Raw genomic sequence first — 24710 nt, forward strand, 5'->3', positions numbered from 1 at the left:
GTTTTGCTAAAAATAAAAAATATCTTATAAATCAATTGCTATGAAAACTTTCACCAGGAATAATCGGTGATGCGCTGCATCATTCCGCGATCGCTGCTGTTGTGCTTCAGTTTGCTATTGAGCGCCTGTGGCACGCTGTCACAAACTTCTGCGCCGGTCGGCGATAAAGTCTATCTCTCCCATGCGACTTTCAATGAAAACGTCGATGACATCGTGCGGCACTACATGCAGCAGAAGCAGGTGTCGGGCATCAGCATTGCGATTATCCATCAGCGTCAGCCTGCAAAGTTTTACAGTTTTGGCGTGACCGATGCGGTGCACCGTTATCCGATCACGCCGGATACGCTGTTTGCGCTTGGTTCGCTCAGCAAAGGCATAACGGCGGAGGTGATCATTGAGCTGGTAGATCGCGGCGAGCTGCGCTGGAACGATACGCTTGCTACGCTGCTGCCGCCGGAAGTGCCGCTCAGTGAGGATGCAAAACGCATCACGCTGCTGCAACTGGTCACGCACACCTCTGGCCTGCCGCGTCAGGATATGGATTTGCCGATGTTTATGAAATTCATGGCGTATCTGCGCAGCGGTGAGAATTTTTACGGCAACCTCGATAGCGATGCAGTGCTGAGCTATCTGGCTGATTTTGACGCACCAGCAAAACCCGCGGCGCAGTATTCCAATCTGGGCTATGCGCTGCTCGGCTATATTCTGAAGCATCGTCTGCATCAGGGCATCGAAAGCCTGGCGCAACACAATCTGTTCCAACCCCTGGGCATGACCAGCAGCAGCTTCAAACCACAAAGCCTGCGTGGCTATCCGATGCGTGCGCTGGGCCATGCGGGCGACCAGCCAAAGCTGATTCCGCGTGGTGAGTTGACGCCGGATTGGGCATTCAGCAATAACATGGTGGCCGCCGCCAGTTTGTATAGCAACGCACGTGATTTAATCCGCTATCTGGATGCGCATCTGCACAATGACGCCAGCGCACCCATCAACGCCGCTTTTGCTCAGGTTAATCAAGGCTATGAGCAGCATGGCAACCAGTCTCAAAATATTGCCTGGGTCACGGACACCTACGGTCAGCAAAAAATCACCTATCAGGTGGGCTATATTGGCGGCTACTCCAGCTTTATCGGTTTTGATAAACAAAATGGCAATGCGATTGTGGTGCTGCAAAATGCCTTTAACTGGAGCAACTATCTGGGCATTGCTCTGTTGATGGACCTGGCACAGAAGAATCAGGCAGAGTAACGAACATGGTTGCTTGCAATTTTACTGCGCCAAAAGTCGCTTTTGCTGAGGTATGCTGTGCAGCGAAATTTGACGCGCAAAGCGCGCCGGGGGAACCTTCTGCGTGCTGCACTTGTCAGTAAATTGGACAGTTAATAATTAACCAGAGTGGAAATCACCAATGCGCAGGACACACGTCACCCTTCTTTCTGCAGGAATTTTTCTGGGCGCTTTGAGCCTGACTCCAGCCGCACTGGCTGAAGGCGAGCAAACGGATAACGTACCACCGCCACCTCAGGTGCAGCAGACCGCACCCGACGCACAAACTCAGGCTCCGGCAGTGGATGCCCCGGCCAGCAATGAACCCGCGGAATCCAGCGGCGATGTGGCACCGATTCGCCCATCGCAGAACGGGATGCAAGATGCCCCTGCCGGGCAAAATAATTACGACCTGAATACCATCATTATCGACTACAAAGAGTACAAAGTCGGTGATGTGGTACCTGATGAGTATCGTAAAAAGCAGTACACCATTGTGGAGTGGCAGCCACGCCACCTGCCAGCACCGCAGCCTGGTACACACTGGGCTTATATCAATGCCAACTACATCCTGATCACCGACGACAGCGGCAAGATTGTGATGGGTAAATCTGGCGACATCTTCTTCAAGGGTTAATCCCTCCCTTTGTGTGGCGGCCGTCAGGCTGCCACGCTTCCTACCGATCCCTCCTCCTTCAGATTCATCCTCTCGGGTGCTTTTTAATGCGCCGGAAAAGTGGCACGCTGCTCATTACGCTTTCACTGACAAAGGAACTGAACCATGACGCAACACATCAATGCCTACGGACAACCAGTCGGTGCACCATTGCCAGATTGGCAACCGCGCAGCTGGCCCTCTTATGAGACTTTCAACGGCCAATACTGCCGTCTGGAACCTTTAAGTGCGGAACGCCACGGTCGCGATCTTTACGCCGCCTATGCGCTGGCCATTGATGGCGGTGACTGGACTTATATGTTTGCTGAGCCCTTTACCCGTGAGGCGGAGTATCTGGCTTATGCGCGCAAGATTGAGCAGGGTAAGGATCCGATGCATTTTGCGGTGATTGACCTGCGCAGTCAGCGTGCGGTGGGCACATTGGCGTTGATGCGCATCGACACCGCGCACGGCGTGGTGGAAGTGGGGCATGTGGCATTTTCACCGCTGCTCAAGCAAACCTCTATGGCAACAGAAGCGCACTATCTGCTGATGCGTTATGCCATTGAACAGTTGGGCTATCGTCGATACGAATGGAAATGCGACAGCTGTAATCTACCTTCACGCAAAGCGGCATTGCGGCTGGGATTCCAGTTTGAAGGCCTGTTTCGCCAGGCGATTGTTTATAAAGGGCGCAGTCGTGATACCTGCTGGTTCTCGATTATTGATGGCGAATGGCCGCCGCTTAAGCAGGCATTCGAACGCTGGCTGGCAGCGGAGAATTTCAATGCAGAAGGGACGCAGCGCATGAAACTGGAAGCGCTGCGTTAAGGCTGTGAAGGGCCGGGCTGCCCGCCTGGCTCAGCTGTTTAAGAGATATTTTGTCGTCATGGCAATCAGTGCGGTGGCGATTGTGAGCAGAACGCGTCTGATCCAGATGTTGTCTTGTTTTAACTCGGTAAAACCAATTTGCATACGTTGGTCTAACGCGTTGATTTTAATGTCTTGCTGATTGAACCGTTCGTCGATTTTTTCGAATTTCTCATCGATTTTTGCGAATTTCTCATCAATTATTTCAAACTTTTCATCGATTCTTGCGAATTTCTCATCGATCTTCTCAAACTTTTCATCGATTCTTGCGAACCTCTCATCGATTTTATCGAATCTTTTATCAACTTTATCAAACCGCTCATCAATACTTTTTTCGAGCACATCAAACCGCTCATCTATACTTTTTTCGAGCACTTCAAACCGCTCATCAATACTTTTTTCGAGCACTTCAAACCGCTGATTCACGCCGTGAAATTGTAATTTAACCTCGTTTTGAAATTGGTCTAAGCGGCCTTCGAGAGCATCGAGTCGGTTATTTGTCGCGCTTTGTGCCCGGATCAGGCTTTCTGTTGCCTGTGACAAATCAAATTTGGTTAAGGCATTTTCCTGCTGCATATCAGCAAAAATCTCCACCATTACCTCAGCCTGTCTATCGGCGACGCCTGCATCCTGTAACGCTTTATAGGCTTTATGCGTGTTAATCATGGTCAGTATCATCCTTTCATTCCTCTGGTGTCCTTCCGTGAAAATGAAAGCCTATCCAGCAGGTGATAGTTTCACAATGTGATGAAATGGATTTTGCGCGGCATCTCGAAAAAAATCAATGCTTACAATAAGTAACGAAAACAACTAATAAAAAAAGGCCTGCGCATTGGCAGGCCTGCATGGGGGGGAAATGGCTTAATTTTGCAGATGTGGAATAATTTTTATCTCCACCATACCAATGCCCAATTTGCGCGGATCCTGCCCGGTAATATTGCCAACGTTAGAGAGTTGCGGCTCCGGTGGCGCAATAATCAGGTTGTGACTGCCGTTGGGATTGCTGAAGTGCAGTGTGGTGGTTGAGAAATCATCGCCCAGATTCAGCATCTGCTCTTCATTACCGACGCGAACTGGAATCAGTCGATGCGCATTGGGTCCAAAAGCGCGCGCGGTGATCTGCACATCAAAGCTAGACGGTAAAGGTTCGACATATTCGATGTTCACTTCAGGTGCCAGATTCGCATTTGACCAACGTCCCCAGCTTTCGGGGCGCGAAATTCCAGTGAAATGCTTCACGCTGTCGGGTGCGCCTGGCACCGTCAGCAGGAATCGGTCGGCGTTATAGCGAATCGCATTATCTTCCACGCGAATCTGCTGCTCGTTGAGTTGATAAGTCGCGGCACTCACCTCGACTTTCGGGAATTGCGCTTTGCCCTTCCACTGCGGTTTATCGATGCGCGTTACCGTCGGTTTTGCGCCCATCTGGCCCATGGCGACACAGAGATCGGTAGAGAGGGCCAAATCAGGCTGCCATAAGCGGCCCATCTTGAAGCAGCGATCGACCCAGACGAATTTATCCGAGGCGGTAAAGTCCGCGAGCTGGTAGCGCAGTGGAGCAGAATATTCACCTTCTGGCAGTGGCTCGACGCGATCCTGCCCGACGCGGAACAGAATCGGCAATTTGAAGGTTGATCCCGAGAAGCTGAAGGTGTTTTTGGGCTGATCGATGGTGAAGACATCCATCTTACTGGGGAATTTCCACAGCTGAATGATATCGGCTTTCCATGCCGTCACCTTCTGCGCCATGTCTTCAAACTGAGCCGATAAAGATGTTGAAGAGAGGCCGCTGCGGCCGAGTCCAATTGCCTTATCACCACCCAGAATATCCAGCACCGTGGCACCGTTATCCAGGGTGCTGCGTTTGCCATCCAGCACTTCCGCCTGTGGCTCGTCACCACGAATCACCATAAACAGATCGCGGCGCGGCTGCTTAATCAGATACTGATGCGCAGTGTTATTCATGGCCAGATGATCCGAACTGACCACGATGATGGTGTTTTTAAACCATGGCGACGCTTTGATACGCGCAATCAAACGCGCGACATGCTCTTGTGAGCATGCCACAGCGCTGAAGGATTGATTGGGTTTTCCATCGTAGCTGTAACTTTTACGCTGACAGCTGCGCGAGATAAAGCCGTCAGGATGATGGGTGTCCACCGTCAGGGTAAATAAGGCAAAACGCTTTTGCTGACGTGAAAGTTCTTCATACTTCTCAAACACTTCGTCCATCACCGTGTCATCGTAAAAACCCCAGTTGTTGCGGTAGCCAGGATCGGCAACCCGGCTCTTTAACTCTTCTGAACCATACATATGTGCGGGCGAAAAGCCGTGTGACAGCAGGAAGGTGTCCTTGCCCGCAAAGCGTAAATCCGCGCCCTGAATAAACCAGTTTTCATAACCGGAGTTCTTCAGGATATCGCCGAGGCAAATATTCTGTGGATAGAAGCTGGAAAGCGAGGCCGAGGCGTTGCCATCAAAAGGCGCAAACAGGGGAATACCGCATTGCGAAGCCACCATCCCCGCGATGGTGTAATCGGTGCCTGGCAACTGTTCGGTTTCACTGAAATCGATGCTCTGGTCTTTTTCGCGACTCAGTTCCGGCGCGAGTCCGGGGAAAGCATCTTGATCAAAATAGGTGCGTTCAAGGCTCTCCCCGTAGATGTACACCAGGTTAAGTTTGGGTTCGGGAATGGTTTTATTGGGCCTCTTATAATAGTTATCGAAATCAGAGTCGGCCAAACGTGAGTGCGAGGCAATAAGATCTTTCACCTGACGAAAAGCAGGTGTGGTTTGCACCGAACCTGCAGCGCAGGCGATAGCCAGTAAACTCCAGCCTAAATGATGCGGCCGTCTACGGCGGCGTAGCAGCCAGGAAAGCAGGCAAAACAGCAAAAACAGGCCAATGATTAATCCAATGGCGGGCACCACATATTTACTGACGCCGGCACCTGTCAGGCTGTTGGTCAGGGTATACAGCACCGCATCGGTGATGCCATCGCCGGTAAAATAGTTGCTGGCAAACAGCGTGGCATTGAGCACGATAAACAGCGTGAGCAACACTAAGATCAGGATAAACCAGAATTTATTTCGCCCGGCTTTACAGGAGTAAACGGCGATTGCCGTTAAAAAGAGTACAACCGAAACCAACTCGGACAAGGTTTGATCCTCACATAAATTAGTGACGCCATCCCTGCGCCCTCGGCCCTCTTTGGGGGTTATGCGTCAATTTATATGGGCTGTCACAGTGCTGCAACATAACCACACAGAATTGTGCGGCGGGTTCCGATCCGTTTAAGGCAGGTTTAGATTGACTATGGTTTGACCTGGCAGCAACGCACGCGTCGCTGCCAGCGAGGGGCGAGGAGGGATCAGAGCTTGCCAGTCAGATACTGCGCTTCGCCGTCGGCAAAGCTCCAGTCGCCTTTGCTGTTAGTGATAAAACTGATCATCAGATCGTTGCCCTGCACGCCACAATTTTCCTGCAACTCGCGCGCTAGCTCTGCCATGAAGAGCGTTTTCTGTTCTTCGCTTCTTGGGCTGGTGTACACGCGCACCATCACCAGGTTATCGGTCCGCTCGAAACCCAGCCCGGTATCCTGAAACACCATTTGATAGCGTTTATTCTCATGAACAATCTGATAGCGATCCCGCGCGGGTACTTTAAACGCGGTTAATACCGCGCGGTGCGCAGCGTCCAGCAAGGTACGAATTTCTGATTCAGAACGGCCCTGAATCACATCAAAAGTCAGTAACGGCATAAATAAACCCTCGTTTTTGCTCACAAGATAAGAGTAGGATGTGGCTTTATGCTGCCGCTTGCTGCAGGAAAGAAAAAGCGCGCTGGTTGAAATGATTATTTATTATTTTGAACAATCCATATGAAAGAAATCAAAACTGATGCACTGTGGGTGCATTTGCACTGGCTAACGGTGCTGGCTGAACTGGGCAGTTTTACTCGTGCAGCTGAACGATTAGATGTCAGCAAAGCGGCCATGAGCCAAAAAATTAAAGAGCTGGAAGAGATGGCGGGGGTGTCGCTGGTGCAGCGCACCACGCGCAGCGTGCGTCTAACCTCGGCAGGCGAGAAGCTGGTGGATGAGTTGCGCGATCCTTTCGCGCGCATCGCCCAGAGCTTTTTCAGCGTGCGCGATGAGGCCGGGCCAGTCCGCGGCCTGGTGCGTGTCAGCGCGCCGGTGGCGTTTGCACGTCAGCAGCTGGTGCCGATTATCGGTGATTTTTTGCGAGAGTATCCGCAGGTGCGGCTGCAGTTGGATGTTACCGATCGCTTAGTGTCGTTAGGCAGTGAAGGATTTGATCTCGCCATCCGCCACAGCCAGACATTGCCCGAAACCCATGTGGCGTTGCCGCTGTGTGAGACGCGCGCGCTGTTAGTGGCCTCGCCGGCTTATCTGGCGCAAAACGGTGTGCCTCAGGTGCCAGAATCGTTGCAGCAACATAACTGCCTCTACTACCCGCGTGGTCTGGAATCCCCACAATGGCGTTTCCGCCCGGTGAGTGGCGGCAGTGAATCCGTGCAGGCGAAAATTCAGGGTAATTTTGCCACCAATAACAGCGAATCAATCCGCGATGCCGCGTTGCAAGGGCTGGGCATTGCCATGCTGCCCGATTTCAGCGCCGCAGCGGCGCTGGCAGCAGGCACGTTGCAACAGGTTCTGCCGCAGTGGCAAACCGTGGATGCTTTTGCCGATCGGCTGTGGGTGGTGCGCCCGTATGCGGCACAGGTGCCACGGGCGGTGACCACCTTTATCCACTGGCTACGCGCGCGCTTTGTTGATGGGTGAAGCCAACGCCATCGCCGCATGCGGCTGCATCATCTCACCCAGCAGGCTGCTGCGGTTGTAATTGCCTAAACGCAGGTTGAAGTCGAGGTGCATCTGTTCGTTACCGCTGAGCTTAATCACCGGTGGTGGCGTCATAGGACGCTGGTTGAACAGGATGGCCTGTGCAAACGCCTCGCTTTTCCAGCCGCTCAAACGCTGATAATAGTAAGCGTTGGCTTCACATTTGCGCAGATAGAGATTCACCCGACGATATTCCCGCATCGCCGCCTGTTGTGCCAATGAACCCAACTGCTGCTGCGGTTGATCAATTTTCTGGGTCAGGAGTGAAAAGTCATCGCGCTTGTTGAGCTCGTTGAAATAATTCTGCTCACCCAGATGTTTGATAGGGGCGTATTGCTTCTGCCATTCACGAATAAACGGGTTATTCGGAGCCGCCGCCAGAAACCAGTTTTCAATCACTGGCGCCAGATAATTGACGGTGGAGTTTTCACGATAATAACCAATCACATCCATGCAGCGCTCTTGATGAGCACGATGTACCCATGAGAGATCTTCAAATAACAGCGTGCTGCAATCAATGGCAATACCGCCGTAGCGCAACAGCAGTTCCAGACGAATGACTTCGCTTTTTTGCTGTTCGCTTAATAATGTTGAGGTGAAAATAAAATCAGGTAAAACTTCTTTTACCGTTAATCGATTGAGCAAATAGATATCGTGATCAGGATTATCTTTGCGCAGCTTTTGAATATTTAACATCATGGATTTCGGTAAATATTCATTATCCCAATACATCCACACTTTTTTCGGTATTTCTGGCAGCGACTTTTCGCCAGAAAACAACACGATATTGTCCTCTTCGCTAGGATCGTACTCCGGCGCGCAGAGCGCAGTATGCTGTTTTTTCTGCAGTAATGTCTGGCTGGTAAAAGCGATTCTTTTCCAGTTCTGCCAGAGCGCGAGCGCTGGCTGGAGACGTTTTTTATTCATGGTGCACCTGATTATTGTGATTATGGTGGCAAGGATTCCCTGATGCTGGCAGCTTATGCGCTCTTATGTTTCCTCACGGCTGTGTGTAAAAAGTACTCACATCAGCTTAATAAAGCATTCTGGCCTTAGAGGCTATGACTTTTTTTTTCTTTCAGATAAAACGGAAAATGAAGGATCCGTTAAGGGTAAAATTTCCCGGAAATAATTGAATGGCCGACTGATTTTATAATTAATCATCATTAGGACTATTCCTAATAAAATAACTTGGCCTTGGCGCTGGCTGCGGCTTAGATAAAAAATACCCGCATTCAAATGGTTTAAAGCGGCTACATTTTTCGCTGGCCTGGCAGGGATTTGCCCCTTCCTGATGCAGGTTAACTACGCTTAGACGAGGTGGTTAACACAAAGGAGGCACTATGCAGCCACACAACCGTGGATTACTGGCGGTCGATAAGCAGGGGAATCGGGTTCTGTTTCTCGATCCCGACACCTTTGCCGTGCAACAGGAGCTGAATGCGTTTCCGCCGCGTCCGCATGAGCTACTGATGTTGCCTGAGCAAGAGAAAGCCTATGTGCCGATCTATGGTGACGGCATTCATGGAGACAATCCCCACCCCGGTCACAAAGTGGCGGTGATCGATCTACGCAAACGCCAGATCAGCGGTTTTATCGATTTATCTCCGTTGCAGTCGCCCCACAGTGGCCAATTGGGCCGCGATGGAAAAGTCTACCTCTGCTGTGAAAACAGTGCGGCCGTGGCAGTCATCGATCCCGTTACCGATAGGGTGGAGAAAATGATTAAGCTGCCATCGCACAATGCGCATCGTCTGACGCTCTCACCCAGCGGGCGTAAATTGTTCACAGAGAACGAAGAAGACGCTAGCATCACGGTGGTAGATCTGTGCGAGGCAGACGGGCGCATTATTGACAACATTCTGCTGCCGGGGCCGATCTCCGGTATTGCGGCCTCGCCGAAGCATCCTTATCTGGTCGCTAGCGCGGCCGACGCGCCGTTACTGTATGTGGTCGATCGCCAAAGCCATCGTATTCGCCAGCGCATTAAACTCACGGCCCATCAACAGCCCTGCCAGGTGGTACGTTTTAGCGCCAACGGTGAGCGATTGGTAGCAATTGGCGATCAGGAGCCGCTCATCACACTGTTTGATGATTTACTCAATCCGTTGGGGGATGTTCCGGTCGGCAACAAACCGATGGATGGCTGTTTTAGTGCTGATAATCGAACGCTGTTGATTGCCAATGAAGGCGATGGATCATTAAGCGTGATTGATTTGCTGCAAATGAAAGTGATAGCGACCCCGAACGTCGGAAAAGGCTGTGAGGTGCTGAGTTACTTCCAGTTGAACTGACGGCGGGGCATCTCCTTGTGGCAACGTTCGCCAGGCACCTGATCGCGACGTTTGATTGGACGTAACAGGGTTAAATAAACGGGCGGTGGTAAATCGCGCTGCTCCAGTGGCGGCTGCTGGCATGTTTTTCCGCCTGCCAGCCGCGTTTACGCAATTCCCGGGCGATCATTTTGTTCATGATGCCGTGCCCCACCAGTAACACCGTTCCCTGTTTTGATAACGTGACCAACTTATCTGCCGCCTGACGCGCCCGTGCTCGGGCATGAGTCAACGATTCCACATGCCCGGCGTAACCGCATAACCATAACAGTCGCAAAAGCGCGAGCCAAACGGTCAGCGGCAGGTGCAGGCGTTCGAACGGCAGCAGCGGAATGGCCACTTCACTGAAAACCTCATCCACCTCATGCGGTTGCAGGCCGAGACGCGTGAGCGATGAACGCGCGCGGGGTAGCGGGCTGGAGGCGATCACGCGGGCCATTCGAGCGATGGCCATACTGCGTGGCGGCGGCGAGTCGCAAATGTCAGCCAGGTCATAGCCTTCACACCAGTCGGCCAGCGCTCGCGCAGTAAAGCGCCCGCTGACCGGATGGTCAGGTTTACCGTGTCGCATGAGGATGATGGTCATAGGCGCCCTGTGTGATTTTTACCCAGTGTAATGCAGGTTATAGCTGAACCGCACTGGCGAAAGGGTTTTAAGATTAATTCGCAATTGTCATTAAAGCTTAACTGATTTGTGCGAAAAAAAGCGCGATGAAGGATCAGCCACAACTCAGCTAATGATAAGCAACGCTCGTTAATTACATTGAGGTTAATGCGCTGCTGTTGGTTTGAATGAGCTGTAATGTTATGAATTAACGCCATTTTTGCTTTCTAATCCCGAGCTACAGTGAAGATAAATTAATTATTTTCACTTTTATCACTTGATTTATCTACGCGCGTAGATAGACTGTGTCCACAGTGATAACTCACGGTGCCAGAGACAAAGTTGGCCTTGAGATGACGTGGTTACATTTGCCTTACTAATGCGATCGATGAAAAAAACATCGACGAGAACAGGCGAATGAGTGAATTCCAACACCAGGGAGTTCTTTGACTTTCATCCAGGTTTGCCTACTGAACGTCTTCACCGGGGAGTTCCGCTTGTTGCAAGGGAACCGTCCCACGGAAGGGCGTTTGCTGTTTTCACCTATTTCAGGGAAAAGGTCATGACGGTACATCAGTCCGTTTCGCAACAAACTTCACTGAGCACCTCTTCAGCTGCTGACATGCGGCTGGAAACCTCTTCTGGCCGCAAAGATTTCTGGCGCGCCACCTTCTCTTGCTGGCTCGGCACGGCAATGGAGTATGCGGATTTCGCACTCTATGGCCTGGCAGCAGGCATCATCTTTGGCGATGTGTTTTTCCCCAATGCCACACCCGCTATGGCGCTGCTTTCCAGTTTTGCCACCTGGTCCGTCGGGTTTATTGCACGTCCAATTGGTGCGCTGCTGTTTGGCTGGATCGGTGACCGCAAAGGTCGCAAGACCGTGATGATCGCCACCATCATCCTGATGGGCGCATCGACAACCTTGATTGGTCTCATCCCTTCTTACGCCACGATCGGCGTCTGGGCACCCGCTTGTCTGGTGCTGTTGCGCTTTACCCAAGGGTTGGGCGCCGGTGCGGAACTGTCTGGTGGCACCGTGATGCTGGGCGAATATGCCCCGGTTGCGCGTCGCGGTCTGGTCTCTTCCGTGATTGCCCTCGGCTCGAATAGTGGCACGCTGATCGCTTCGCTGGTGTGGCTTGCCGTGATTCAGATGGATAAACAAACCTTGCTGGATTGGGGATGGCGTATTCCGTTCCTCAGTAGCGTGCTGATTGCCGTGGTCGCGTTATGGCTGCGTCGCCATCTGCGTGAAACCCCGGTGTTTGAGCGCCAGCAGGCGCAACTGCAGGCAGAGCGTAGCGCCACATTGCAGCATGCCGCCTCCGAGGTTGATACCCGCAGTTTCTGGCAGCGCAGCCGTGCGTTCTGGACGATGGTCGGCTTACGTATCGGCGAAAACGGTCCTTCCTATCTGGCGCAGGGCTTTATCGTCGGTTATGTCGCGAAAGTGCTAATGCTCGATAAGTCGGTGCCAACGACGGCGGTGTTTATTGCCTCGCTGCTGGGTTTCCTGATTATTCCGTTTGCCGGTTGGATGTCTGACCGCTTTGGCCGCCGTATCACCTATCGTGGTTTCTGTCTGCTGCTGATGATTTACGCCTGGCCGGCATTCAGCCTGATGGACAGCCGTGACCCGGCGATTGTGATCCCGGTGATGGTCGTAGGCATGGCGCTGGCCTCGCTCGGTATTTTTGGGGTGCAGGCCGCGTGGGGTGTGGAAATGTTTGGTGTCAAACACCGTTACACCAAGATGGCGGTGGCAAAAGAGCTGGGGTCTATCCTTTCTGGAGGGACAGCACCTTTGGTGGCTGCGGCGCTGTTATCGTTAACCGGACACTGGTGGGCGATTGCCGTGTACTTCTCGGCGATGGCGACCATCGGTTTTCTGACCACGTTTGTGGCACCGGAAACGCGTGGGCGCGATCTGAATCTACCGGAAGATGCGATCTGACGCGCAACACGCTGTAAGTGAAACAGTGCCATTGGCCGGTTATTCCGGCCAATGGCATTCATGCAGAGGCAAGAGCATTGGCGAAATCCCCAGGCGGAAATGTAACACGTAGCGATGTGGCGAAAGCCGCCGGCACCTCAGTGGCAGTAGTGAGCTACGTGATTAACAACGGACCGCGCCCGGTGGCGGAAGCCACGCGGCTGCGCGTGCTGGAAGCTATTAAACAGACGGGCTATCGACCGAATGCGGTGGCGCGAGCATTGGCATCCGGCAGCACCAAAACCTTTGGCCTGGTGGTGCCGAATATCAGCAACCCCTTCGTGGCTTCGATGGCGCATATGCTGCTGCAGGAGTCGCTGGATCACGGCCACGTGATGCTGCTAGGGGATGCCGGAGATGATCGCAAGCGTGAGCTGGAACTGATTCAGGGCTTGCTGAATCGTCAGGTGGATGGCCTGTTTTATACCAGTGTCGACCGCCACCCATACATTGATGTGATTCAGGCCAGTGGTACACCGCTGGTGATGCTGGATCGCGTTGCCCCCCGTCCTGGCGTGAGCATGTTGCGGGTCAATGAGCGCGAGGCCTCGCGTCAGGTGACTGAACATCTGCTCAGTCACGGTTATCAGCAGGTTGGCATGATCAGCGGTCCGCTGGAGATGCTGAATGCCCAGGATCGTATTCAGGGCTGGCGCGATGCCATGGCAGAGAAAGGCCTGCAGGCAGATGAAGCCCTGATTTTTCCTGCCAGCTACTCGCGACAAGGCGGTTATGACGCTACAAAACGTATGATTGCCAGCGGACAGGTGCCGCGCGCGCTGTTTACCAGCAATGAGGGCCAGGCGATTGGCTGTATCCGTGCGCTCTCTGAACACGGTTTGCGCGTGCCGCAGGATGTCGCCCTGGTGTGCTTTAACGGCACCGATCAATCCGCGTTCCATGTCCCGACATTGACGACCGTACGTCAACCGCTGCGGGAAATGGCACGCAGCGCTATCGCCATGCTGAAAAATGGGGATGGCGAAGCCCAACTGGCAGAGTTCCCTCACTATCTTGAAATCGGTGAGTCCTGTGGCTGCCTGCTTACTCAACAAAAATAAACCTATAACATCATGAAAAGACTGATTATTGATTGTGATCCGGGAAATGGAATTGCAGGGGCGAATACCGATGACGGCCTGGCGCTGGCACTGGCGTTGGCATCACCTTCGCTGTCGGTTGAACTGATTACCACCGTCACGGGCAACACGCCGAGTGCGTTAGGGGCGCAGGTTGCCAAAGATTTACTCCAGCGATTAGGACTCAATGTTCCCGTGGTGCAGGGCGCGTTACAGGCACTCCGCGAAGACCCCGCCCCCTGGCGCGCACGCCTCGATGGCGTCAAGGATGCGAACCTCGCTGAACTGTGGCGGGGCGTGCGTAAGCCGCAGTTGCTCGCGGCAGATGGCAATGATGCCGCAGGCGTAATGGGCCAGCTGATTTGCGATAATCCCGGCGAATTTACGCTGGTGGCGATCGGTCCTCTGACTAACGTGGCGCAGGCGTTGCAGCGTTATCCACAGATGGCTGAATCCGTGGCAGAAATTGTGATTATGGGCGGTGTGTTCGCTTTAGATGATTACATTAAAGACACCAACTTTGGTCTGGATCCCGAAGCGGCGCATCAGGTGCTGCACAGCGGTGCAGCCATCACGCTGGTGCCGATGGACGCCACGACGCAAACATTGATGACCCATCAGGATCTTAATCGTCTGACGACCAACGATCATCCGTTACCGCAATTTGTCCGTGAAACGTTGCGCCCGTGGATTGATTACTCGATTCGCACCCGCCATCTGCCAGGCTGCTGGATCCACGATGCGCTGGTGATTGCCTGGCTATTGAATCAGCGCGTGGCGGATGGGGTGGATTACTTTGTCGATATTGAGTTACGCGCTGGCGCAACGCGCGGCAAGAGCTGGCGGTATCGGTCGCCACTGCGCCTGGACATTGGCGTGCCGGAGCAGACCGGGGCATTGGTGCACGTGATGCAGAACGTCAACAATCCGTTGCTGCTGGAGATGATTGAGAAGGCGTTTAATCAACTGCAGCGCTGAATGCCCATAGATGGGTGCGGCATACTGAGCCGCACCCGTCTTCCTGCCATACCGCCAGGAATTTGCCTTTTCAGATGGCACTGCTGTACGGCGGTGCCATGTTTCACTCGATGACACGCTTCCTTACACCGCGAATCACTCCCTGACAATTCCCCGCCGCAGCCCCCCTTTCTGACATGCTATAAACAAATAGTTAACACAATAATAACCAGCGAAATCATTCGCCGGATAACGTTCCAATAAATTCTGGTCAATGAACCGGAAGCTAATCAGACAGGATACCCCTATGTTCAACTGGACTGCGACCCAGCGAAACGTGGCGTTTGCCAGTTTCGCCAGCTGGACGCTGGATGCGTTCGACTTCTTTATCCTGGTGTTTGTACTCAGCGATCTTGCCCAGTATTTCAACACCAGCGTCTCCGATGTTTCTGTTGCCATTATGCTCACGCTGGCGGTTCGACCAATTGGCGCGCTGATTTTTGGCCGTCTGGCTGAGAAGTATGGCCGCCGCCCGATTCTGATGCTCAATATCGTGATGTTCTCACTGTTTGAGCTGCTCTCTGCATGGTCACCGAACTTCACCGCCTTCCTCGCCTTCCGCGTGATTTACGGCGTGGCGATGGGCGGCATCTGGGGCGTGGCATCGTCACTGGCAATGGAAACCATTCCGGATCGCTCGCGTGGGCTGATGTCCGGCATCTTCCAGGCGGGCTACCCTTGTGGCTACTTGCTGGCCTCGATCATTTTTGGGCTGTTTTTCGAGTCGGTAGGCTGGCGCGGCATGTTCCTGATTGGCGCATTGCCGATTCTGCTGCTGCCGTTTATCTATTTTAAAGTGCCGGAATCCCCGGTCTGGCTGGCTGCACGCGAGCGTAAAGAGAGCACGGCGCTGCTGCCGATTATTCGTCAGCACTGGAAAATCTGCATCTACATGGTGCTGCTGATGGCGTGCTTTAACTTCTTTAGCCATGGCACCCAGGATCTCTATCCTACTTTCCTGAAAGTGCAGCATCAGTTTGATCCGCACACCGTGAGCATCATCGCCATCAGCTATAACATTGCGGCGATGCTGGGCGGGATTACCTTTGGTGCGCTGTCAGAACGCATTGGCCGTAAGAAAGCGATTATCCTTGCCTCCTTCCTTGCGCTGCCGGTGTTGCCGCTGTGGGCGTTCTCCAGCGGATCCTGGATGATTGGCATCGGCGCGTTCCTGATGCAGTTTATGGTGCAGGGCGCGTGGGGCGTGGTGCCGACCTATCTTACCGAACTGGTGCCTGCGAATGCACGCGCCGTGCTGCCGGGCTTTGTTTACCAGTTGGGTAATTTGATTGCCTCGGTCAATGCGACCTTGCAGTCACGCATTGCCGAGGCGCACGGTGGCAACTACGGCCTGGGGATGGCGATCGTTGCCGGTACGGTGGCGGTGCTGATTTGCGTGTTTGTCGCCTTTGGGCGAGAGACGCGGGGTATTGAAATATCGGGTGCGGTGGCGCGCGAACAGCGTTAAAGCGCCTCGCAGACGTCGACCCATTTCGCCGCAGTCAGTTCAGCCATGCGCTGCGGCGAAATGCGCACTGCGCTGTGAATCGAACCTGCCGCGGGCAGCACTTCATCAAAACCGCGCAGGGTCACATCACAATAAACGGTCAGCGGATTTTCCAGTCCAAAGGGGCAGACGCCGCCCACCGGATGCCCGGTCCAGTTCACCACCTCATCCACACTCAACATGCGGGCCTTAGCGCCGAGTGCGGCTTTCAGCTTGCGGTTGTCGAGGCGGGCATCACCGCGCGTGACGATCAGCACAATGGCATCCTTCACTTTCAACGACAGGGTTTTGGCGATTTGCCCCGGCATCACGCCATGGACGCGTGCGGCCAGTTCTACCGTGGCGGTGCTTTCCGGCATCTCGATGATGTCGATATCCGGTGCATGTTCGGCAAAGAAGTGCCGTACCGACTCCAGGCTCATTTTTTTCTCCGGTAAAAACAGAGCCTAAAAGCTGCCATAAGGGGGGAAAAGTGTAAACGGGATAAAAAGAGAATCTGTAACAGAATGCGCGCAGGTTAAACCACTTTTAACGTGCAGTTACCACAGCGTTCCACGTCCGGAATGCGATAGCGCTGGCAGCAACTGCGACGTTCCATCTCGCCATGACGCGGGATCATGGTGCGATAAAGCGGATTGTCGCTGCCATCCAGCAGCGTCTGGGTGAAGAACAATGCCTGTTCCAGCTGAGTGATGACGGGCGCGGATAACTGGCCTTTCAGTTCACCGAGGAACCAGTAAAACGAATAACCCATGTTGTTCCAGATGAGTTTGGCGTTGATATCACCTTGCTGCGTCATGCCGTTGACAGCCGGGATCAGGCATTGCTGAATCAGGCGGTCAATGCGCTGCTGTGCACTCAGGTAACGCGCCTCTTCATCTTCCTGCACATCAATCCAGAAAGCACAGGGATGGCCGTTTTCATGAAATTCCACATGAATCAGATGGGGTGCGCACTTCAATGCCCGCGGCTCCTGCAGCAACATTAGCATCAGCGGGGCCAACAGCAAGCCAAAATACCATTGTGCCCAAAGTGACTGCAGCGGTTTGGCTTCCTGTTGCACATCAGGGTGATTGCGATAGAGATAATCGCTATAGCGCTGTGTCAGGCGACGATAGTGCAGCGGAGTGGACCACTCGGCCAGCGTCAAGGTCCCTGCGGGAGCGGCCTGGCCGAGTTTGACGTTATCCAGCATGTAGCTTCGTTGATCACGCATCAGATCTTCCAGTGCGCTCGCTAAGCTGCGGTCGCTCTGCATAAAGATCAGAGGATGGTCGCTAAAGCGATGATCCTGACGCGTGATGATGGTCATGCCGGTCCTGAGTGATAACGGGAATCGTGAGACAAATGATAATCGTTACTGTCAATGCGAACAAGATGTCATCAAGCGATGCAGGGGGATGGCGCCACTTATCAGGATCCGATGCCGCTCCGTGATAAATGGCTTCGCTCATCTACCGGTTACATCAGGTCATTACTGACTTGCGTCAGCCTCGGCAAATCTTCCCAGGCGAGTATGGTGTTACGCCCCTGATTTTTCGCGACGTATAATGCGCGGTCAGCATTTGCCACCGCCTGGTCAAACTCATCGCCAAAAATAGGCGCGATCCCGGCACTGATGGTGACATGAGTGGAGACCTTTTCATTAAAGCGATGCGGGATTTCGAGGTCCACTACGTACTGACGAATGCGCTCCGCCAGCTTCATCGCAATCGATGCGTTAACGTTGGTCATCAGCACCAGAAACTCTTCACCGCCATACCGTGTAACCACATCGCGTGAACGCACGGCATCACGAATGGCAACCGATACCCGCGCCAGCGCCTGATCGCCCATCGCATGACCGTAGTTGTCGTTGTAGGCTTTGAAGTGGTCAATATCCAGCAGCAGTACGTAATGACTGCCCGCGTGGTTTTCCAGGATGGTGTCGAGGCGATTTTTCAGGCCACGGCGGTTATACAAACCAGTGAGCGGATCCAGCATACTCAAATCGCTAAAACTCTCTTTTTCCTCATATAACTGGCTAACCAGTCGTCGGGTAAAAGTATCAAAGCGGCGGCGCATTAAATGATGCAGCGAGAAACCAATCAACGGCAGCGTGATCGTAAAAATGATCATCATTAAATGCTGACCATCATCTAATAACAATACGGTTAATACGGGGGGCGTAATGTGTAAACAAAATGCGATCAAATAATCACTGAGCGCAATGGCACTGACAAAAAATACGCTTAACAAGCTGATTATTAAAAAACTGCCATCAAAATAAAAAACCTGATGATACCTGTGGTTAATGTGCCATGCCCAGAGCGCACCTAATATCATGGCAACAGGATTTAATAGCGGTAATTTCCGTTTTGGCATCATCAGACAAACGGTCAGTAATGTCAGGCTGAAAGCCGCGACAATCCCTACTGGCAGCGAGCTTACCGGGCTATCTGTGCCTAAAAAAGGTAACAGGCAAAAAAGCGAAACGGCGACATTTAAAAACAAAAAGAGCATCAGCGAAAGCCGATATTTGCTGTGTTTCAACTCATCATAAGATTGTAATTTCATTATTATTACTCTTCACAGCCCTGAAATATCAAAGCGCTACCCGTGGGAAATACTCCCGCAAATCGGATAGTGAGCACGTTATTGACGTGTTATCGAAATAGTTATCGGCGGCAATTTAGCATTTTCCAGTAAATCTGTCATCCAACGCATCCCTCGATAAAAAATTCGCTGCAAGATGAGAAATATTGTCATATGATAATACGAATATTTATCATTTGAGGGTTGCGCGATGATCATGGCGATGATGGCTGCCTGCGGCTTATGGGGCGTGAGCTGGATGATGGGTAAGCGGCTAGACAGCGGTTGGGGAGTCTTGTTGCCCTGTGCGGCTTTACCGATTTTTGCGCTGTGGGAGCCGAGTTTCAGCCAGTGGCGCGTGGTGATGATTGTTGCGCTGTTGCTGACAGTAGTGATGTTGTTCCATCATCGTCTGCGTCATTATTTGCTGCTGCCTTCTTGTCTGGCATTGGCGGGCGGGGCGGCGGCGGTCACCGTGAATTTCCATATCATCTGATCCTGCTTTCAGGATGACAGAAACGACAACATCACGCTCAGTGCGTGATATTTTCTTTTGATTCAAATGGGGATTTTACTACCAGAAGGGGCAGGCAATTCAGACAACGTGGTGCGAAGGGAGGGACTTGAACCCTCACGTCCGTAAGAACACTAACACCTGAAGCTAGCGCGTCTACCAATTCCGCCACCATCGCATTGTGTTGTCTTTACTTGTCTTGTTTATACCATCGCATTGGTGCGAAGGGAGGGACTTGAACCCTCACGTCCGTAAGAACACTAACACCTGAAGCTAGCGCGTCTACCAATTCCGCCACCATCGCTCAGTGCTATGATATAAACTTTGTGATTATTGGTGCGAGGGGAGGGACTTGAACCCTCACGTCCGTAAGGACACTAACACCTGAAGCTAGCGCGTCTACCAATTCCGCCACCGTCGCGTACCCTGCAACACTCTAAAGTATTGCTAACCACGGAGGCGCATTCTAGAGATTTTACTCTTTGCGTCAATACATATTTCACGACGATGAAACGATTGCTGCAAAAAACAACATTTTCACCGTCGGGAAGCGCAAAATGGGTTATTTACGCGCTTTGGTGCCGCGTCCGTAGACGGCTCGGTAGACCTTAAAGCGTCCGGTCTGCGCCAGCACTTCGTGGTTACCGAAGGTCTCATCCAGAATCTGCGGATAGGGTAGGAAGGCGTTAGCCACAATACGCAGTTCACCGCCGCTGTTCAGATGCTTCAAGGCACCACGAATCAGCGTGTTGGCCGCATCAAGGCTGGTTTGCAGGCCGTCATGGAACGGTGGATTAGAGATGATCATATCGAAACGGCCTGTGACATCCGAGAAGACGTTACTGGCGAACACTTCCCCTTCCAGTTCGTTGGCGGCCAGCGTCAGTTTACTGGCTTCAATCGCTGCGGCATGCACATCACACAGCCACAACCGCACGCGCGGGGAGATTTGTGCCATCACGGTGGCCAGCACGCCGCTGCCGCAGCCGATATCCAGCACTTTGCCACGGAAGTGCGGCTCCAGCGTGGAGAGCAGGAGATCGCTACCGATATCCAGACCATCGCGGCTGAATACACCCGGCAGCGTGTGGATGGTGAGGTGCTCGATCATGTAAGTATTGCCGTAGCTGCTGGCATCAAAGGTTGGCTGTGTATCCAGACGACCATGATAGAGACCGCAACGACGTGCACTGTCGACTTTTTCCAGTTTCGTCCAGTCTTCCAGCATGCCTTCCGCACTGCGCACGCCACTGCGGTTTTCACCGACCACAAAGATATCGCAGCCGACCGGCATCAGCGACAGCAGGTTTTGCAGCTGGAACTGCGCTTCCGGCTTGTTCTTCGTCCAGAAGTAAACCAGCGTATCGCAGCCTTCAACATCGGCGGCAGTGGCCACCATGCTGTAAACCGCACGTTCACCGAGGCGACGGCTCAGGTTCTGCCAGTGATGGTACTGCTGGGTGTGCACGCGCGTTAATGCGGTTTCCAGCTGGGCGGGCAGGTCATCCTGCAGGTCGCCAGCAAACAAAACATGGCGGGCGGTAAATTCATCACTGTGGCGCAGAATGACTTCGCTGGCCGGGGTAAAAGCAGACATGGAACGCTCCTGTTAAATCAGAGCGGGGATTATAGTGCTTTGTTGGCGCATGTTCGATGGGTTTGCTAGCATAGCGTCGCATTCTGGCAGCATAACGGGTAATAGCATGAGCACAAGGCGCGACTGGCTTCTACAGCAAATGGGGATTACGCAGTATCAATTGCGGCGTCCGCGCGTGCTGCAGGGTGAAATTGCCGTGACGCTGGCCCCGGACACCCGCCTGGTGATGGTAGCGGAACATGCTCCCGCGCTGCAGGAACCCTTAATTCGCGATGTCCTGCATGCCCTGAATATTCAGCCTTCGCAGGTGATGACGCTGACGCCGGAACAGCTGCCGATGCTGCCTGAGCAGGTGGATTGTGCCGGTTGGTTGCTGGGCGTCGAGAGCGAATACACCTTTAACGGCATCACCTTTTCCACCGCCGTTTTCAACGAATTAATCAGCAGTGGTGCGGCAAAACGCGCCCTGTGGCAACAGATGTGTAACCATGACAGCCATCTCTTTAGTCACCCCTGAAGACCAGCCGCAGCTGCTGGCCATTGAACGTCGCAGCCACGCCTTTCCGTGGAGCGAGCAGACGTTTGCCAGTAATCAGGGCGAACGTTTTGTGAATTATCGTCTGGAAGCCGAGGGTAAACTGGCAGGGTTCGCCATTACGCAAGTGGTGCTGGATGAAGCCTCGCTGTTCAACATTGCGGTCGATCCCGATTTTCAGCGCCGTGGCTATGCGCGCCAGCTGCTGCAGCATTTGATTGCTGAACTGGAAAAGCGCGAAGTGCTGACGCTGTGGCTGGAAGTGCGAGCCTCGAATCACCCGGCAATTGCGCTGTATGAGCAACTTGATTTCCATCAGGTCAGCGTACGACCCAATTACTATCCCACCGCCAACGGCCGTGAAGATGCCATTATCATGGCGCTCACTCTCTAAAAAGGGACACTATGTTAAACGACTGGGACTGCATCCTGTTTGATGCGGATGACACACTTTTTCATTTTGACGCTTACGCCGGTTTACAGCGCATGTTTGCCAGCTATGACGTGCACTTCAGCGATCAGGATTACGCCGATTATCAGGCGATCAACAAACCGCTGTGGGTCGATTATCAAAACGGCACCATTTCAGCCTTGCAGCTGCAAACACGTCGTTTCACCTTGTGGGGTGAGAAACTCAGCGTCGCGCCTGAAGTGCTGAACAGTGATTTCCTCAGTGCCATGGCAGATATTTGCCTGCCTCTCGACGGTGCTGCTGAGTTGCTCAATGCGCTGAAGGGAAAGGTGAAGATCGCCATCATTACCAACGGCTTCACCGCTTTGCAGCAGGCGCGTCTGGAACGTACCGGATTCCGCGAGTTCTTTGATGAGCTGGTGATTTCTGAGCAGGTCGGCGTACCGAAGCCGGATGTGGCGATTTTCGACCACACGCTGGCGTTGCTTGGCAACCCGGATCGCAGCCGCGTGTTGATGGTCGGTGATACCCCTGAGTCTGACATTCTGGGCGGGATGAATGCCGGGCTAAAAACCTGCTGGATCGATCACGGCACGCGTCCACTGCCTGAACATATCAAACCGACCTGGCAGGTGAAGACGCTGGCTGAGCTGCAGGCATTGCTGACAGAACGCTAAAAGTATCTATTCACCGTTAACGTTGTGATGATTGGAAGAAGCCCGCTGTGCGGGCTTTTTTTATGATAAAATCTATGCATAAATCTATTCACTAATCTATTCATCAGGCGCTGATAGGGTGAACGACAATGGTCGATCTGCAAAGCTTGCTGCTGGCGGGACCGCTCAGTGCAGCCGATTTACTGCAACGCTCTGGCATCAGTCAGGCGACGTTGTCGCGGCAATTACGGCAACAGCCCCAAATCGTGAGATGGGGCAGAGCCCGCGCGTCGCGCTATGCCTTGCTCCGTCCGATTCGCGGTGAAGACCGCTTCCCGCTGTATCGCATCTCTGCACATGGCCAGGCGCAGCCCGCAGGCACTTTGTTACCGACCTGGCCGCAGGGCAGTTGCCTGCATAACGATGAGCAGGGGCGAGGCCACTTTTACGAAGGGTTGCCGTGGTTTTTACAGGATATGCGCCCGCAAGGTTTTATTGGTCGTCAGTGGGGCAGAGAGAATGCCCATCCATTGGGATTAAATGACGACATTCGCCTGTGGAGTGACGATCAGTGTTTAATGGCGCTGGCAAGCGGTGGCGTCGACATGCCAGGCGCATTCATCATCGGTGAGCGCACCTATCAGCGTTGGTTAGAGCAGGAAGCACCGCGCGCCATCAGTGAAGAAGAGAAAGCGTCATCTTACCCGCAGCGAGCACTGCATGCGCTAAGTGGCGATGAGCCAGGGTCATCGGCGGGCGGCGAGCAACCGAAATTTCTCTGCTATGCCACGACAGCGAATGGCGATCGTCACTGTCTGGTGAAATTCACTGTGTCGCGCCACAGCGATAATGCGCAGCGCTGGCGTGATTTGCTCCGTGCGGAACATCTGGCATTGCTGCATCTTCAAGCCGCAGGTGTGACGGCGGCGCAAAGCCAATTGATTGCAGGTGAAGAGCAGCTATTTCTTGAAGTACAGCGTTTTGATCGCATCGGTGAGCGTGGTCGACGCGAGATGAGTTCACTTGAGGCCGTCAGCGCAGAGTTTGTTGGTTATCAACAACACTGGCCTGCTGCACTGCGTGAACTGCACCATCAGCAGCGCATTGATGATGTCGCTTTAGAGCATGGCACCTTGCAATGGGCATTTGGTTGCCTGATTGGTAACAGTGATATGCACGCAGGGAATTTATCTTTCTTCACCGACCGGGAAACATTCAATCTGACACCTGCCTACGACATGCTGCCAATGGCACTGGCTCCTAACTCGCAGGGGCATATGCGTGATGAACTGGCATTAAAGTTAGATATCTCATTACCGGGTGAAGTGTGGCGCACAGCTTGTGGAATGGCGAAAACATACTGGCAGGCGATTGCGGATGACGAAACGTTCAGCGCCAATTTCCAGCGTATCGCCACGCAAGCATTGCAGCAGTTGGATACGCTGGATGAGACCATCCATAAAATGGCTTAACGGCTTTTTTCATTCTCTGAGGTGGTGGCCGCTTCTTCTTCCTCTCGTTCCTTATCCTCTTTCACCGCGCGGCTGGCGGTGAGCAGGAACGGCGATTGCTGCCAGCGGGTGCGGCGGTCGCGCAGCAGCGTACGAGTGAGGATGATGCCAATCGCCAGCGCCAGCAGCATCATCAACCGCAAAATGTTGGTGGTGTTGTCCACCTGGCGTGATTCGGTGACCAGCACGTGGGTATCCAGCGTCACGCGCAGAAAGCCCTGCGGTCCCTCTTTGCCTTCCAGCGGCTGCACGATTTGATGGTTGAAGTAGCTGCCGGCACGTTTACCATCCAGCGCCAGACGATCGCGCACGTTAATGCTTTCGCCGCTGTGCGCCACCAGGCTGCCGTCGTCGGCATACACCGAGGCATCCAGAATGCGGCTGTTATCGGTCATCTGATTAAGGATGGCTTCGATTTGCGTACGGTTGTCGTCGCTGTTGTCCATCAGCGGTTTGAGGCTAAATGCCACCTGGCGCGTCAGCGTATGCGCGAGTTCTTCCACCTGCTCAGAGCGGGCCATTTGGTGGCCGAGACTGAACCAGGATGCCCCTTGCATCAGCACCACTAACAGGGCCAGCGAGATAAGAACAATCACCGTGCGATGCAGGCGAAATTTCAGTGCGGTTTTAACCATCAGAAACCCGTGTGACGTAACAGCAGAAAGGCTGGCAATTATGTTGCCAGAACCCGCGCAGACAAGGTAGCCTCTTGCGTGGTT

Annotated in this window: 24 protein-coding genes and 3 tRNA genes; 14 read left to right on the top strand and 13 right to left on the bottom strand. The window is 53.2% G+C overall.

The window, feature by feature from the left end; all coding sequences use genetic code 11:
* Nucleotides 1-69 precede the first annotated feature (69 nt).
* From AC6I8L_RS02895 to AC6I8L_RS02905, 3 genes are all read left to right on the top strand, one after another.
* A complete protein-coding gene (locus tag AC6I8L_RS02895) occupies nt 70-1248 on the top strand; it encodes a serine hydrolase domain-containing protein (protein ID WP_058959405.1) in 1179 nt (392 codons plus the stop codon).
* Nucleotides 1249-1408: 160 nt separating this feature from the next.
* A complete protein-coding gene (locus tag AC6I8L_RS02900; protein ID WP_034826295.1) occupies nt 1409-1903 on the top strand; it encodes an RcnB family protein in 495 nt (164 codons plus the stop codon).
* Nucleotides 1904-2047: 144 nt separating this feature from the next.
* Nucleotides 2048-2752, top strand: a complete 705-nt coding sequence (locus AC6I8L_RS02905; protein ID WP_058959404.1) for a GNAT family N-acetyltransferase — start codon at nt 2048-2050, stop codon at nt 2750-2752.
* Nucleotides 2753-2782: 30 nt separating this feature from the next.
* Here the strand turns inward: AC6I8L_RS02905 and AC6I8L_RS02910 are convergent, their stop codons facing one another.
* From AC6I8L_RS02910 to AC6I8L_RS02920, 3 genes are all read right to left on the bottom strand, one after another.
* Nucleotides 2783-3469: a coiled-coil domain-containing protein gene (locus tag AC6I8L_RS02910; RefSeq protein ID WP_058959403.1), complete on the bottom strand. Its 687-nt coding sequence runs from the start codon at nt 3467-3469 to the stop codon at nt 2783-2785.
* Nucleotides 3470-3652: 183 nt separating this feature from the next.
* Nucleotides 3653-5950 carry a phosphatidylglycerol--membrane-oligosaccharide glycerophosphotransferase gene (opgB, locus tag AC6I8L_RS02915; RefSeq protein ID WP_058959402.1) on the bottom strand — a complete coding sequence of 766 codons (2298 nt, stop codon included), beginning with the start codon at nt 5948-5950 and terminating at the stop codon, nt 3653-3655.
* A 212-nt stretch (nt 5951-6162) separates the two neighbouring features.
* The gene (locus AC6I8L_RS02920) at nt 6163-6552 is read right to left on the bottom strand and encodes a tautomerase family protein (protein ID WP_034826287.1); all 390 of its coding nucleotides are present in this window, start codon (nt 6550-6552) and stop codon (nt 6163-6165) included.
* Nucleotides 6553-6672: 120 nt separating this feature from the next.
* Here AC6I8L_RS02920 and AC6I8L_RS02925 point away from each other — a divergent pair, with 120 nt between their 5' ends.
* Nucleotides 6673-7596, top strand: a complete 924-nt coding sequence (locus AC6I8L_RS02925; RefSeq protein ID WP_058959401.1) for a LysR family transcriptional regulator — start codon at nt 6673-6675, stop codon at nt 7594-7596.
* Here the strand turns inward: AC6I8L_RS02925 and AC6I8L_RS02930 are convergent.
* Nucleotides 7570-8583, bottom strand: a complete 1014-nt coding sequence (locus tag AC6I8L_RS02930; protein ID WP_058959400.1) for a glycosyltransferase family 32 protein — start codon at nt 8581-8583, stop codon at nt 7570-7572. The genes AC6I8L_RS02925 and AC6I8L_RS02930 overlap by 27 nt on opposite strands.
* 416 nt (nt 8584-8999) lie before the next feature.
* Here AC6I8L_RS02930 and AC6I8L_RS02935 point away from each other — a divergent pair, with 416 nt between their 5' ends.
* The gene (locus AC6I8L_RS02935; RefSeq protein ID WP_058959399.1) at nt 9000-9950 is read left to right on the top strand and encodes a YncE family protein; all 951 of its coding nucleotides are present in this window, start codon (nt 9000-9002) and stop codon (nt 9948-9950) included.
* A gap of 70 nt (nt 9951-10020) precedes the next feature.
* Here the strand turns inward: AC6I8L_RS02935 and AC6I8L_RS02940 are convergent, their stop codons facing one another.
* On the bottom strand, nt 10021-10575 hold the full coding sequence (locus AC6I8L_RS02940) for a histidine phosphatase family protein (protein ID WP_058959398.1): 555 nt from the start codon (nt 10573-10575) through the stop codon (nt 10021-10023).
* A 580-nt stretch (nt 10576-11155) separates the two neighbouring features.
* Between AC6I8L_RS02940 and AC6I8L_RS02945 the strand changes: the two genes are divergently transcribed.
* From AC6I8L_RS02945 to AC6I8L_RS02960, 4 genes are all read left to right on the top strand, one after another.
* On the top strand, nt 11156-12550 hold the full coding sequence (locus tag AC6I8L_RS02945; protein ID WP_058959397.1) for an MFS transporter: 1395 nt from the start codon (nt 11156-11158) through the stop codon (nt 12548-12550).
* A gap of 77 nt (nt 12551-12627) precedes the next feature.
* Nucleotides 12628-13650: a LacI family DNA-binding transcriptional regulator gene (locus AC6I8L_RS02950; protein WP_058959396.1), complete on the top strand. Its 1023-nt coding sequence runs from the start codon at nt 12628-12630 to the stop codon at nt 13648-13650.
* 12 nt (nt 13651-13662) lie between these two features.
* A complete protein-coding gene (locus tag AC6I8L_RS02955) occupies nt 13663-14646 on the top strand; it encodes a nucleoside hydrolase (protein ID WP_038649259.1) in 984 nt (327 codons plus the stop codon).
* A gap of 253 nt (nt 14647-14899) precedes the next feature.
* On the top strand, nt 14900-16153 hold the full coding sequence (locus AC6I8L_RS02960; protein ID WP_182057222.1) for an MFS transporter: 1254 nt from the start codon (nt 14900-14902) through the stop codon (nt 16151-16153).
* Here AC6I8L_RS02960 and AC6I8L_RS02965 read toward each other — a convergent pair.
* From AC6I8L_RS02965 to AC6I8L_RS02975, 3 genes are all read right to left on the bottom strand, one after another.
* A complete protein-coding gene (locus tag AC6I8L_RS02965) occupies nt 16150-16614 on the bottom strand; it encodes a YbaK/EbsC family protein (protein ID WP_034826269.1) in 465 nt (154 codons plus the stop codon). The genes AC6I8L_RS02960 and AC6I8L_RS02965 overlap by 4 nt on opposite strands.
* Nucleotides 16615-16709: 95 nt before the next feature.
* Nucleotides 16710-17504, bottom strand: a complete 795-nt coding sequence (gene fhuF, locus AC6I8L_RS02970; RefSeq protein ID WP_058959395.1) for a siderophore-iron reductase FhuF — start codon at nt 17502-17504, stop codon at nt 16710-16712.
* A 149-nt stretch (nt 17505-17653) separates the two neighbouring features.
* A complete protein-coding gene (locus tag AC6I8L_RS02975) occupies nt 17654-18748 on the bottom strand; it encodes a GGDEF domain-containing protein (protein WP_034826268.1) in 1095 nt (364 codons plus the stop codon).
* A gap of 229 nt (nt 18749-18977) precedes the next feature.
* On the opposite strand from AC6I8L_RS02975, the gene AC6I8L_RS02980 reads away from it, so the two are divergent.
* Nucleotides 18978-19262: a DUF1435 domain-containing protein gene (locus AC6I8L_RS02980; protein WP_034826266.1), complete on the top strand. Its 285-nt coding sequence runs from the start codon at nt 18978-18980 to the stop codon at nt 19260-19262.
* 109 nt (nt 19263-19371) lie between these two features.
* On the opposite strand, the gene AC6I8L_RS02985 is transcribed toward AC6I8L_RS02980, so the two are convergent.
* From AC6I8L_RS02985 to rsmC, 4 genes are all read right to left on the bottom strand, one after another.
* Nucleotides 19372-19458: transfer RNA gene (locus AC6I8L_RS02985), tRNA-Leu, on the bottom strand.
* Between the two features lie 39 nt (nt 19459-19497).
* Nucleotides 19498-19584, bottom strand: a tRNA-Leu gene (locus AC6I8L_RS02990).
* A gap of 30 nt (nt 19585-19614) precedes the next feature.
* Nucleotides 19615-19701 (bottom strand) — tRNA-Leu (locus tag AC6I8L_RS02995).
* Between the two features lie 141 nt (nt 19702-19842).
* Nucleotides 19843-20877 (bottom strand): 16S rRNA (guanine(1207)-N(2))-methyltransferase RsmC, encoded by a 1035-nt coding sequence (rsmC, locus tag AC6I8L_RS03000; RefSeq protein WP_058959394.1) that lies wholly within the window; start codon nt 20875-20877, stop codon nt 19843-19845.
* A 106-nt stretch (nt 20878-20983) separates the two neighbouring features.
* Between rsmC and AC6I8L_RS03005 the strand changes: the two genes are divergently transcribed.
* The 4 genes from AC6I8L_RS03005 to yjjJ all read left to right on the top strand — a co-directional run bounded on the left by AC6I8L_RS03005 (nt 20984) and on the right by yjjJ (nt 23952).
* The gene (locus AC6I8L_RS03005; RefSeq protein ID WP_058959393.1) at nt 20984-21394 is read left to right on the top strand and encodes a DNA polymerase III subunit psi; all 411 of its coding nucleotides are present in this window, start codon (nt 20984-20986) and stop codon (nt 21392-21394) included.
* Nucleotides 21366-21806 carry a ribosomal protein S18-alanine N-acetyltransferase gene (gene rimI, locus AC6I8L_RS03010; RefSeq protein WP_058959392.1) on the top strand — a complete coding sequence of 147 codons (441 nt, stop codon included), beginning with the start codon at nt 21366-21368 and terminating at the stop codon, nt 21804-21806. Before AC6I8L_RS03005 ends, rimI begins: the two co-directional genes overlap by 29 nt.
* 11 nt (nt 21807-21817) lie before the next feature.
* The gene (yjjG, locus tag AC6I8L_RS03015; protein WP_058959391.1) at nt 21818-22501 is read left to right on the top strand and encodes a pyrimidine 5'-nucleotidase; all 684 of its coding nucleotides are present in this window, start codon (nt 21818-21820) and stop codon (nt 22499-22501) included.
* 128 nt (nt 22502-22629) lie between these two features.
* Nucleotides 22630-23952, top strand: a complete 1323-nt coding sequence (gene yjjJ, locus AC6I8L_RS03020; protein WP_058959390.1) for a type II toxin-antitoxin system HipA family toxin YjjJ — start codon at nt 22630-22632, stop codon at nt 23950-23952.
* On the opposite strand, the gene AC6I8L_RS03025 is transcribed toward yjjJ, so the two are convergent.
* The gene (locus AC6I8L_RS03025; protein ID WP_058959389.1) at nt 23949-24626 is read right to left on the bottom strand and encodes a YtjB family periplasmic protein; all 678 of its coding nucleotides are present in this window, start codon (nt 24624-24626) and stop codon (nt 23949-23951) included. The genes yjjJ and AC6I8L_RS03025 overlap by 4 nt on opposite strands.
* Between the last annotated feature and the right edge of the window lie 84 nt (nt 24627-24710).

This window comes from Type-E symbiont of Plautia stali (assembly GCF_059731115.1).